This window comes from Pseudomonas fluorescens (assembly GCF_018614655.1).
Taxonomy (GTDB): domain Bacteria; phylum Pseudomonadota; class Gammaproteobacteria; order Pseudomonadales; family Pseudomonadaceae; genus Aquipseudomonas; species Aquipseudomonas fluorescens_BX.
The window spans coordinates 22,558-34,270 of the sequence record NZ_JAGGOG010000020.1; the positions used below are offsets into that span (position 1 = coordinate 22,558).

Annotated in this window: 11 protein-coding genes and 1 pseudogene; 5 read left to right on the forward strand and 7 right to left on the reverse strand. The window is 60.6% G+C overall.

Annotated features, from left to right (window positions below; translation table 11 throughout):
* Positions 1–49: 49 nt before the first annotated feature.
* Together J7E41_RS20930 and J7E41_RS20935 are read right to left on the reverse strand one after the other, a co-directional pair.
* Positions 50–244 carry a DUF6021 family protein gene (locus tag J7E41_RS20930; RefSeq protein ID WP_214995843.1) on the reverse strand — a complete coding sequence of 65 codons (195 nt, stop codon included), beginning with the start codon at positions 242–244 and terminating at the stop codon, positions 50–52.
* Between the two features lie 23 nt (positions 245–267).
* Complete coding sequence (locus tag J7E41_RS20935; protein WP_214995845.1) at positions 268–441, reverse strand: hypothetical protein; 174 nt, start codon at positions 439–441, stop codon at positions 268–270.
* Between the two features lie 153 nt (positions 442–594).
* On the opposite strand from J7E41_RS20935, the gene J7E41_RS20940 reads away from it, so the two are divergent.
* Entirely contained in the window at positions 595–1,116 is a 522-nt protein-coding gene (locus J7E41_RS20940; protein ID WP_214995847.1) for a DUF3087 domain-containing protein, read from the forward strand.
* A 1-nt stretch (position 1,117) separates the two neighbouring features.
* Here J7E41_RS20940 and J7E41_RS20945 read toward each other — a convergent pair whose 3' ends face one another.
* Both J7E41_RS20945 and J7E41_RS20950 read right to left on the reverse strand, forming a co-directional pair.
* Positions 1,118–2,242 carry an MFS transporter gene (locus tag J7E41_RS20945; protein WP_214995849.1) on the reverse strand — a complete coding sequence of 375 codons (1,125 nt, stop codon included), beginning with the start codon at positions 2,240–2,242 and terminating at the stop codon, positions 1,118–1,120.
* A 70-nt stretch (positions 2,243–2,312) separates the two neighbouring features.
* Positions 2,313–3,677 carry an MFS transporter gene (locus tag J7E41_RS20950; RefSeq protein ID WP_214995851.1) on the reverse strand — a complete coding sequence of 455 codons (1,365 nt, stop codon included), beginning with the start codon at positions 3,675–3,677 and terminating at the stop codon, positions 2,313–2,315.
* 261 nt (positions 3,678–3,938) lie between these two features.
* On the opposite strand from J7E41_RS20950, the pseudogene J7E41_RS20955 reads away from it, so the two are divergent.
* A pseudogene (locus J7E41_RS20955) lies at positions 3,939–4,690 on the forward strand (carbonic anhydrase).
* Positions 4,691–4,711: 21 nt separating this feature from the next.
* On the opposite strand, the gene J7E41_RS20960 reads toward J7E41_RS20955, so the two are convergent.
* Complete coding sequence (locus J7E41_RS20960) at positions 4,712–5,578, reverse strand: Dyp-type peroxidase (protein WP_214995854.1); 867 nt, start codon at positions 5,576–5,578, stop codon at positions 4,712–4,714.
* Between the two features lie 139 nt (positions 5,579–5,717).
* Here J7E41_RS20960 and J7E41_RS20965 point away from each other — a divergent pair, with 139 nt between their 5' ends.
* Both J7E41_RS20965 and J7E41_RS20970 read left to right on the forward strand, forming a co-directional pair.
* Positions 5,718–7,343, forward strand: a complete 1,626-nt coding sequence (locus tag J7E41_RS20965; RefSeq protein ID WP_214995856.1) for an NADP-dependent glyceraldehyde-3-phosphate dehydrogenase — start codon at positions 5,718–5,720, stop codon at positions 7,341–7,343.
* 181 nt (positions 7,344–7,524) lie between these two features.
* Entirely contained in the window at positions 7,525–8,586 is a 1,062-nt protein-coding gene (locus tag J7E41_RS20970; RefSeq protein ID WP_214995858.1) for an FUSC family protein, read from the forward strand.
* On the opposite strand, the gene J7E41_RS20975 is transcribed toward J7E41_RS20970, so the two are convergent.
* Entirely contained in the window at positions 8,587–9,450 is an 864-nt protein-coding gene (locus J7E41_RS20975) for a LysR family transcriptional regulator (RefSeq protein WP_214995860.1), read from the reverse strand.
* Positions 9,451–9,553: 103 nt separating this feature from the next.
* Here J7E41_RS20975 and J7E41_RS20980 point away from each other — a divergent pair, with 103 nt between their 5' ends.
* Complete coding sequence (locus J7E41_RS20980; RefSeq protein WP_214995862.1) at positions 9,554–10,405, forward strand: alpha/beta fold hydrolase; 852 nt, start codon at positions 9,554–9,556, stop codon at positions 10,403–10,405.
* A 227-nt stretch (positions 10,406–10,632) separates the two neighbouring features.
* Here J7E41_RS20980 and J7E41_RS20985 read toward each other — a convergent pair whose 3' ends face one another.
* Positions 10,633–11,388 carry a TetR/AcrR family transcriptional regulator gene (locus tag J7E41_RS20985; protein ID WP_214995864.1) on the reverse strand — a complete coding sequence of 252 codons (756 nt, stop codon included), beginning with the start codon at positions 11,386–11,388 and terminating at the stop codon, positions 10,633–10,635.
* Positions 11,389–11,713: the final 325 nt, after the last annotated feature.

Genomic DNA, 11,713 nt, shown 5'->3' on the forward strand with positions numbered 1-11,713 from the left:
CTGATCGGCACACAGTAAAAAAGAGCCCCGCTCAAGGGCGGGGCTCTGTTCAGGGCTTGAGGTCCGCCAAGGGGTCGTAAGGCGGTTTGTTGCCCGGTTTATCTTTCTTGTCCAGCGGTGCAATCGCAGGGCCTGCCGGGTCGACCTGGGGGTCGGCCAAGTCCGGGGAATCGGGGTCAAAACCCAATTCATCCTTGCCGCTGGAATGTTCCGATGAATGCGGTCCAGTTGAACGATTGCTCATCACCATCTCCTCCGCTCGCCGGATTACAAGGGGCGCGCCTTGTCGTGCAGGTTTTCCAGGTCGTCTTCAACCCGTTCCACATCCTCCTTACGCTTAGCCGGATCATTGGGGCGCAGGGCGTCGTTGTCGCGTTCCTCCTCCCCAGGTGTGCGGTCATCGGGATGGGGCGTGCCGGGTTGCTGCTGATACTGAGTCATGGTTTCACCTCCCTGGGACGTTCGTTGCCTACTGACGTTAGAGGACGCAGGGCCCGCCATCGTTCAACCTGATTACAGCCCCCGAAACTACGAAGCATGCGATGATGCCGAGCTTCGCTATACCCCTGCTCGCCCCATGGAGACTGCCACCGGATGTTCGAGATCAAACCCTGCGACCCGCAAACCTACCGTCAGCAGACCCGTCGCAGCACGTTGATCGTTGCTGTGATGTTTGTGGCCCTGGCGATGCTGCTGTCCAGCCTGGCCGTGATGGCGTTTGGCGAACCTGGCGGGGACAATTTTCGCTTCAACGTGGGCGGCGTCATGGCCGGGGTGTTGCTGACCGTGGCCCTGGTGCGCGGCCCCTTCTGGTCGCAACCCTGGCTTGCACCGGCGATTTACGGCTGGCGGCTCAAGCGCAGCCTGATGAGCGTGACCAACGTGATGCACACCGTCACCGAGCAGGTGCAGGCCAATAACCCTGCGGCGCTCAAATTGCTGCGCTTCTACCACTTGGGACTGACGCAGATGCATGAGCTGGATGCCAACTCCAGCGCCCAGGCGCAACTGGTCCGGGAGATCGAAGAGCACAAGGCGAAGATGGAAGCGCTGGGGATCGAGACCGAACAGAAGCGTCTCGACCCGACTTGGTTGGCGGCGATGAAAAGCGCTTGATTCAGGCCTTTGCCCGCCAGCAAAACACCGCACTGACTGCAATCGCCGCACCGGCCACGCCAAACACCCAGGGCGCCGACGCTACCGGCAGCAGCAAACCCGCCAGCAACGGCCCGAGCCCGGCGCCGATATCGCGCCAGACGGCATTGGACGCCAAGGCTGAGACGCGCATGGATCCGGGATTACGCTCGGCCACCAGCGTCGTCACCAACGGCAACTGCAACGCCCGCAAGACCAGCACCGCAGCGGCGCCGACGATGACCCAATAACTGCCGAATGCCGCCAGGGCCAGGGCACTCAGGAAGGAAAACAACAGCAACATGGAGGTCGCGCCGAACCGCTGTGCCGCACGGCCACCCAAGGGGCTCAGGAGCAATTCCGAGACATAACGCAAGGCCATCAAGCCACCGGCGATCAGCACCGCATCGCCGCCGAGGATTTTTTGCGCCTGGATCGACAAGCCGAAAATAAACAGGCCGTCCAGGGCCACGCCTTCGATAAACGACCATACCGCTACAGTGTCCGGCAAGCGAAAACGCCGGCCGGGGGTGCCGTGCAAATCATGACCTGCCGTGGGCAGTCCGCGTGCCATCCACAGGCCCAGCAGACAGCACACCGCCAGAATCAGAAAGATCGGCCGTGGCCCGGCCCATAACGTCAGCAAACCGCCCAAGGGTAAGGCCAGCATCGGACCGAGGGCGATCAACGCCCGGGAGCGCCCGGCCCTACGCGCCGCGCCCAAGGGTTCGGACGTGGCCAACACTTGGGTCGAGAGGTTCAACGCGGCAAAACACAAACCCCAGATCAAGCGCAGCACCAGCAACGCGGCAAAGCCGGAAAGGAAAGAATTGCCCAGGGCACACACCGCCGCCGCACCCGCCGCCAGCATGCAGGTCAGTCGATCGCCCCGGCGGGCGTAGAAGTTCAGCACATACCGATAGCCGAAAATCCGCACCAGCCGGTTGGCCGCCAGCAACACCCCGGCCTGGGCCAGGGTAATGCCAAAGGCCTGGGATTCCATGGGCAATAACAGGTAGAGCAACACGTCACTGGGCAGGCACAACCCCAGGGTCAGGGCGGCGCGGCGCGAGGTGGAATCAGCAGTGCGTTGGACCAGGCTGGGCATATAGCTGAAATATTCAGAAATATCAGGGCTGCAACGTTAGCGTTCTCACTCAGTGTTTTACAAGGACCAATCAGTCCTTGGGGGCAAACTGCAACAAGCGCAAGCCACTGGCGACGCTGCCCACCAAGGCGAATGCACACCCCAGCCACAACGCGTATTGCGGACCGCTGCTCAATGACAGGTGGAAACACAGGGCCACCAACGATGCACCGAGTGTCTGCCCCAGCAACCGCGAGATCGCGACGATGCCACTGGCCCCGCCACTGCGGGCCAGGGGTGCGCTGGTCATCAAGGCCTTGAGGTTGGGCGACTGGAAGAAACCGAAACCGGCGCCACACAACGCCATGCGCCAACCAATCTCGAAGGCCGTGGCGTCATTGCCCAGGGTTGCCAGGGTCGCCATGCCCGCGCTCAGCATCAGCAGGCCGATCCCGCACAGAAGCCCCAGCGACACCCGATCGGCCAGGCGCCCCGCCACCAACGCCATTACCGCTACCACGGCCGGCCAGGGCGTCATCAGAAAACCGGTCGCCACCTGGCTGTGACCGAGCACGGCCTGCAACAGGAACGGCAAGGACACAAACGCCAGTCCCTGGGCGCTGAACGCACAGATGGCAGTCAATGAAGACAGGGCAAATACGGGCCGCTTGAACAAGTCCAGGGCCAACATCGGCGCCGGATGGCCGGCCTGGCGACGAATCAGCAAGACGCCACACACCAGCGCCACGGCGATCAGCCCCAAGGTCAGCGCACCTTGCGCACCATGCACCGCCGTGCCCAGGCCCAACACCAATAAGGCAAACAGCCCCGTGCACAACAGCGCCGCGAAACGATCAAAAGCGTGCCCGGTCATGGGAATCGCCGGCAAAGAACGCAAGCCCAACGCCAAGGCCAACAGCCCCAGCGGCACATTGATCAAGTAGAGCCAGTGCCAGGTGGCCACCGACAGAATCCCCGAGGCCACGGTAGGCCCGAGGGTAAAGGCCAGGCCCACCACCAGCGAGTTGTAGCCCAGCCCTCGGCCGAGCATTTTTGAGGGGTAGATGTACCGCAACAACGCGGTATTGACGCTCATGATCGCCGCCGCGCCCAGGCCCTGGGCCACGCGCGCGGCGGTCAGGGTCACCAACGAGCCGGCCAGCCCGCAAAACAGTGACGACACGATAAACAGCAGCAAACCACCCAGGTACACCCGGCGGTGCCCCAGCACATCACTCAAGGAAGCGAATGGCAGCACCGTGGCAATGATCGCCAACTGGTAGGCATTGACCACCCAGATCACCGACGCAGAGTCGGTGCCAATGCCTGCGGCCAGGGTCGGCAGCGCGGTGTTGACGATGGCGGTGTCCAGGGTCGCCATGCCGATCCCCAGGGAAATAGCGATCACCGCCGGTAGACGTGTGTGACTGGGTAACCCATCGGCAACTGAAGACATGGCGGATCCGCGCGCGTGGCAAAGGCGCCTAGATTACGGGCAGCAGCGGATTTTTTCAGCGGACAAATGGGTGGCTGTCCAAATTTTCATGTTGAGATCAACGTCCGGGGCGGTGAGGGACAGGACCGTCTCTAGCAACAACCGCCGGGACCAGTCGCCCTCTCGCAATCTGCGGACAAGTCCTACATCCGCGCCCCGCAGCTTCTCTGCACCCTTGTCTCATCGAGTTATCCCTCCTCCGCTACCCAGAGTGAACTGCCGATGTGTAAGGTCCACAAACCCATGTCAGTCCCTGTCGTCAACGAACGCCGCCGCTTCCTGTGTCTTGCCGCCATAGGCGCGGGGGCCTTGATGCTGGCCACAGTGCTACCGAATCAGATGGCCCACGCCACCGGCGTCGCGGCGTCGCTTCCCAAGCCTCAGAACGCCATATCCCCCAACGATGCCCTGAAGCGCTTGATGGACGGAATGCCCGATATGCCGACGGCGTAACCAAACGGCATGACTTCATGAACGAGCGCGACGCGCTAGCGAGTGGGCAAAATCCTTTTGCCGCGGTGTTGGGTTGCGCCGATTCGAGGATCGCGCCCGAGTACGCCTTTGATACCAGCCGAGGTGATCTGTTCGCGGTACGGGTAGCAGGTAACTTTGTCACCACAGACGGCCTCGCCAGTCTGGAGTACGCCGTCGCGGTACTCGGTACGCCACTGATTCTGGTATTGGGTCATGATAGCTGCGGTGCGGTATCAGCTGGGGTCAAGGCCTTGAAAGACAATGCCCGGTTTCCCGGACACATTCAGAGCCTGGCCGATGCGATCAAACCCTCGGTCGCCAAGGTGCTGAAGCAACCGGGCGAACTGCTGGATAACGCTATTGTGCAGAACGTCAAGGACACCGTCGCGCGCTTGCAGCGTGAGTCCAGCCTGTTATCCAGTGCCATGGCCAAAGGCACACTGAATATCGTGGGTAGTGTCTACAAACTGCACACCGGTAAAGTCGAGCGGGTGGTGTAACGACCGCCACCGTTACGCCTTTTAGTTCGTTGCAACAATGCTCAAATCCAGGCGCCCATCCTTGAGCGGCGGGCACCAGTAGTAACCACCGGTCAGCGGCCGGCTGATACGATACAAGCCATCAACGATCCCGTCGTCCAGTCCGCTCATGCGGCGCAACTGGGCTTCAAAGGCATCAAAGGAATGACCGAAGGCGAGGAACATCAGCCCGGCCTGGCCATTCTCGGCCCAGGGCATGGAGCGGCGCACCACGAAGGCCTCCGGGGTAAAACTTTCCTGGGCGGTACGTTTGACGTGGGCTGACTCCGGCGCATCGTCCAGTTCTTCGTTGTCGCCATGGCGCCGACCGATGATGTGATCGCGCTGCTGCGCCGGCAACGCGGCAAAGCCATCCAGGTCGTGCTGCCATTGCTGGATCGCGGCGAAGCTGGCGCCGCCGGTGGCCACCGCGGCGTCAACCGCTGCGTCGTCATGAGGGTTTTCGGTGCCGTCTTCATAGTCGGTCAGGTCAAAACCGGTCTTGTAGCGGAAACCTTCGGTCATCTGCACCAGGCGAAAGGCCGGGGCCAGGGCTTTTTCGAAGGCCCGGCTGCGCATCAGCAATTCGCCACGGTCCACACCGTGCAACCAGAGCCACAGAGCCTGCTGGGTGGACGGGTTATCGGCACCTGGGCCGCTGACGTGGGGGAATGCCCGCAACCCGTCAATTCGGGCGCCGAGGGCGTTGACCAGCGGCTCACCGAAACCGACTACCGCCTGAGCATCCGTTAACTGCACCAGCGCATCGAAAGCAGCTGGCACGGCATCCACCGATTCCAGGGCAAAAAACAAATGGCGTGCCTGCAACGGCACCGGTGCGGCAAGAATGCCCGGCTGGTAGTGACTCATGTGAACTCCTTCAAGAAAGCCAGGCAGTTTACCCGCCACAGCATGCCTATGCGTAGTGGAAAGCGCACAGGCCTTGCAACAGAGCCCTTGGATGGGTGAATCTCTAGACATATCTTGCAATCAGCCTTGGGGTAGCGCCATGACCACCGACAACCTGCTCGCCCATCTGTTTCCCACTGCCGCCGAGATTCCCGAGCAATACCGACTGGCGGCGCCCATTGAGCAACGCGACTACCTGGTGGACGGCCAATTGCGGCTCTGGGCCGGTCCTCTGGCCCAAGTGCGCAGCCCGGTGCAACTGCACGGACCCGATGGCGACACCCCGGTAATCATCGGCAGTACGCCGCTGCTGGATGCCGAGACCGCCTTGACCGCCCTTGATGCTGCCGTGCGTGCCTATGACCGAGGCCAAGGCACTTGGCCGACGATGCGGGTGGTCGAGCGTATCCAGCATGTCGAAGCCTTTCTGCGGCGCATGCGTGAACAGCGGGACGCGGTGGTCAAGCTGCTGATGTGGGAAATCGGCAAGAACCTCAAGGACTCGCAGAAAGAGTTCGACCGCACCTGCGACTACATCACCGACACCATCAATGCCCTCAAGGAACTCGACCGCCGTTCCAGCCGTTTCGAGCTGGAACAGGACACACTTGGACAAATCCGCCGCGTGCCCATGGGCGTGGCGCTGTGCATGGGCCCTTACAACTATCCGCTGAACGAAACCTTCACCACCCTGATTCCGGCGCTGATCATGGGTAATACGGTGGTGTTCAAGCCGGCCAAGCTCGGTGTGCTGCTGATCCGTCCATTGCTGGAGGCGTTTCGCGACAGCTTCCCCGCCGGGGTGATCAACGTGATCTACGGCAGCGGCCGAGAAACCGTCAGCGCACTGATGGCCAGCGGCAAGATCGATATCTTTGCCTTTATCGGCACCAACAAGGCTGCCAGCGACTTGAAGAAACTGCACCCGCGCCCTCACCGCCTGCGCGCGGCCCTGGGCCTGGATGCGAAAAACCCGGGCATCGTGTTGCCCCAGGTTGACCTGGACAATGCGGTCAACGAAGCGGTCACCGGCTCGCTGTCCTTCAACGGCCAACGCTGCACCGCGCTGAAAATCCTGTTCGTGCATGAAGACGTGGTCGACAGTTTTATCGAGAAGTTCAACCAGAAGCTGCTGACCCTCAAGCCCGGCATGCCCTGGGAAGACGGCGTGTCCCTGACACCCTTGCCGGAACCGGGCAAAGTCGATTACCTGCATGCGCTGGTGGCCGACGCCGAAGAGAAAGGCGCCAAGGTGGTCAATGCCCATGGCGGTGCCAGCCGTGGTTCGTTTTTCTACCCGGCGGTGCTGTACCCGGTGAACACCGCAATGCGGGTCTACCACGAAGAACAGTTCGGCCCGGTCGTGCCGATCGTGCCGTACCGCGATCTGGGTACGGTGATCGACTACGTTTTGGAATCAGACTTCGGCCAGCAGTTGAGTATCTTCGGCACTGACCCGTTTGAAGTGGGACGCCTGGTGGACACCTTCGCCAACCAGGTCGGCCGGATCAATATCAACGCCCAGTGCCAGCGCGGGCCAGACACCTTCCCGTTCAACGGCCGCAAGAACTCGGCCGAGGGCACGCTGTCGGTGCACGATGCATTGCGGGTGTTTTCGATCCGCACGCTGGTGGCGACCAAGTTCCAGGACAGCAACAAGGCCCTGATCAGCGACATCATTCATGATCGCGCGTCGAGCTTTTTGACCACGGACTATATTTTCTAATAGCCAACACAGATCCAAATGTGGGAGCGGCGGTGCGACGATTCGACTTGCTCGCGAAGGCGGTGTATCAGTCAGCATATGTATTAACTGATCCACCGCCTTCGCGAGCAAGTCGAATCGTCGCACCGCCGCTCCCACATTTGATCGATGAACCCTTACTATCGAGGCCGACTTAATACCGATGAACCTGCCCCCTTTCGCCCGCCGCCTGCTGCGTCCCCTGCTGGACCCTTATCGCCGTTACCGCCACGCCAAACTGATCCACGCCGTACGGGTTTCCCTCGGTCTGCTGGCGACGATCCTGCTGACCACCGGCATCAACCTGCCCCACGGCGAATGGGCCTCGGTGACAATGCTGGTGGTGATCGGCGGTTTGCAGCACCACGGCAACATCGGCAAAAAGGCTGTGGAGCGCGCCTACGGCACCTTGATCGGCGCCAGCGTCGGGTTGTTGCTGGTGGCGCAACAGGCGTACCTGGGCCAGCCGCTGCTGACCTACCTGCTGATGTCAGTGGTGTGCGGCTTCTTTTCCTATCACGCCATCGGCAAGGGCGGATACACCGCGTTGCTGTCGGGAATCACCGTGTTCATCGTCGCCGGCCACGGTGATAATCCGCTGTCCGATGGCCTGTGGCGTACCGTCGACATCCTGATTGGTATTGCCCTGGCGCTGGCGTTTTCCTTCGCTCTGCCGCTGTATGCCGTGTACTCCTGGCGCTACAACCTGGCCAGTGCGCTGCGCGATTGCGCAACGATCTACAGCCGGATCATCAGCGGCCAGTCAGTCACTGACGATGAACACCTCAAACTGCTCAACCGCTTGAACGCGGCCATGCTGCAACTGCGCTCGCTGATGCCGTCAGTGTCCAAGGAAGTACGGATTTCCATGACGGAACTGGACGCGATTCAACGGCATCTTCGGATGTGCATCAGCACCCTGGAGATTCTCGGTAATACCCGGCCTGACCCTCGGGATGAGCAGACCATGACGCGCATGCAGGTGGCGCTCAAGGCTGAGCATCGGCAGATTCGGGTGCAATTGATCGGGATGGCACGGGCGTTGAAATCAGGGGTGACGGAACGGTTGGAGCGGCCCAGCCATGTACACGCAAGCGAAACGACGTTGGAGGCTCCGGTACACAGTGCGCTGGATGGGTATCGGTTGTTGACGTTGCAATTGGTGGCAAACATTGATGCCATGCGCCAGCGTCTGGCTAAAACGGCCAGCCATTGGAAGATTTGATCAACCCCGTTGCAACGCCTGCACCAGCAGGTCATGCAAGGCCAGCAACCTGGGCTCGGGATTGTCACTGCCAAAGCGCAGCACATTCGCCACTTCGGGCAGCGGTAAGCGCTGCTCGAACGGCCGATAGACGTCCACGCGTTTGTCCAGGTGGGCACTGCTGAGTAAACCGATGCCCAGCCCGGCGGCCATCGCCGACACCACGCCTTCCACCGAGCCGCACTCCACCGCGACCTGCCAGCGAATACCCAGGGCACTCAGGCGTTCTTGAGCCAGTTGTCGGTAGAAACAGTCGGGACCAAAGGTGATCAGGCGCACGCCGCCGTCGGCTTCAGGTTGCCAGCCTGGACGGGCACACCAATGCACATGCTCGGTCCACAACAACTGATCCCTGGCCTCGATACGGTGGTTGAAGTTCTGGTGCAACGCCAAATCCAGCCCACCGTCCACCAGCGCCTGACGCAGCACATGACTCTGCTCAATCACGATCCGTACATCGAGTTGGCGGTGCTGCCGGGAAAACTGCGCCAGCAGGCTCGATAACTCAGCCATGGGCACCTGTTCCGTGGCGCCAAGGCGTACGCAGCCTTGCAGTTGCACCGGATTGAAATGGGCCAGCGCCGCGTCGTGAGCCTCCAGGATGCGCCGGGCATGAATCAACAGTTGCGCACCATCCTCACTGGCCACCAGGCGTTGGCCGTCACGCTGGATCAACGGCCGATCCAACTGCTTCTCCAGGCGTTTGATTTTCCAGCTCACTGCCGATTGACTGAGGTGCAAGCGCTCGGCAGCCCGGGTGACACTGCCGGTTTCAACCACGGTTTGCAGGGCACGCAATACATCGATGGGCAAACGCTGGTTCATGGCCTAACCTATGACAAAAATGGGATTACAGAAGAGTAAGTTGTCATTGGCGTCATGACCAGCACCACCGTAGTGTGAAGTTCTCACTGCGCGAGGATTTGCCATGACTACCCTGCTCAACGAAACCGTACTGATCAACGACCAGCGTATTGCCACTGGCCGCCATGGCGCCGGGATCCCCGTGCTGTTGCTGCACGGCACGCCGGCCCACAGCATTATCTGGCGCGACATCGTGCCCCGCCTGACCGCTGCCGGGATGCATGTTCATCTATTTGATCTTCTGGGATTTGGCGCCTCGGAATGCCCACGCCAGGCAGACACCTCAGTGGCGGCGCAAAGCCAGCTGATCGCAGGTCTGCTCGATCATTGGGGACTGCACCGGGTTCACTTGGTGGGGCATGACATCGGCGGTGTCAGCACAGTGCTGTTTGCCCTGGACCACCCGCAACGGGTGCGCTCACTGACCATCGCCGACTTGCCGAGCTACGATTCCTGGCCCTCCCCGACCTGGCGCGACATTCATGAGCGCTTCGACGAGTACGCCCGGATGCCCGCAGACCAGCATCGGGCGCTGATGGAGCGCCAACTGGCAATGGCCGTCTTCAACAAGGCATTGATGCAGGGTCCCTTGTTGGAGGCGTATCTGGCGCCGATCAGCGGCGTTATTGGTCAACCGGCGTTCTACCAGCATCAGGTGGCGCATTACGATTCGCGCTATACCCACGACTTTGCCGAGCGCCTGCCGGGCATGGACCTGCCGGTGCAGATTTTGTGGGGGGCGGACGACGAATGGCAGCCTCTGGAATATGCACGCCGCCTGCATGGCGACATCCCTGGGGCAACCTTGCATGTGCTGGAAAACGCCGGGCACTTCCTCATGGAGGACGCCCCAGAGCGGGTGGGTGAATACCTACAGGACTTTATCCATCAGACGGATCCAGGGCATTCGGCGTAACTCGCCAATACATTTTCATAACTCGACAGATTCACACTGACGCTTACAAATTTTTCACGCTTTATTCACATCCGCCACCGTAGGGTAAAGCCTCATCCGTTACAAACGTTTCATCTAAAACCCGCCGCCCCAGCGGGTTTTTTTTTGCCTGCATTTTCGGTCGGTTTGAATTAAGGGAAGGAGTATCCGGTGGAGAGAAAACCGGCTCATTGCGAACCGGTTTTGGGTCAGCGTGCCGCCTTACTGGGCGTTGGCTCTTGCGCTTGCTCGCGAATTGCCCGCTGAGTATCCAACACCCGCGCCAGAGCCACTTCGGCCTCAACGCTTTGCTGCGGCACGCGAATAGCCGCCGACACCAGGGTGATCAGCTTGGCCATGACTTCAGCGTCAGTAGCCGGTCGCCCCAGGCTCATGGAGTTCATCAGCAAGCGCAGTTCAGTGCCAGCCATCACGCCGGAGATCGCCTTGAGGGCAAACTGCAAACGCACTCCCAACTCGTTGCGCGCCAGCTCTGGCAGCGCCAGGGCGAAGGCTTCGAAAAAACGCTGGAACACCGGCTGGTAATGCACCTTGAGGTATTCCTGGATAAACGGTGAGGTGTCGCTATAGACCCGCCCCAGGAAACGAATGAAGGAGCGCCCCTCGCCACTGGCCGGATCTGCACGCTCCATGCCCATCGCCGGCGCGAACAGCACGCCCAGCAAGGTGTCGCAATCCAGTGGGCCGTCGGATTCAGCCTCACACCGCGCCAACAGTTCCAGGCGCTGCTCGTTGAGCGGCTCCAGGCGCTGCATCAGCAATGTCTTCATCAGGGAGTCTTTGTCCCCGAAGTGGTAATTCACCGCAGCGAGATTGACCTGGGCCCTCTCGGTAATCTGCCGCAACAAAACAGCGTCATAGCCGTATTTGATGAAAAGAGCCTCTGTCGCATCCAGCAATCGAGTCTTGGTAACGTTTGGAGCGCTGAGTTTCTTCGCGACCATAGGGGTTCCACATGGGAAATATTGTGTTTTAAAAATTAATTTGATTTTTTATACCGGGGGCGCTGATCGAAAGCAAGTAGTGACACTGCGCCATCCTGTCCAAAGCCCCCGGCTTGCGCCATGTTGGCGCTGACGGCGGGCCATTCTCAACAGCCAATTGCCTGGTTGTAGACCGAGCAAAACCGCTCTAGCTCTATGGCTGGCGGAGTGGGTTGATCAAGGTTACTATTCAAACAATATTTTAAAAACAAGAAATAAAACCAGTCCGTGACGCGTCCCAGGCAACTCCTGAACTTGTTACAAGGATTTTCAGGAGTGTGGCAGG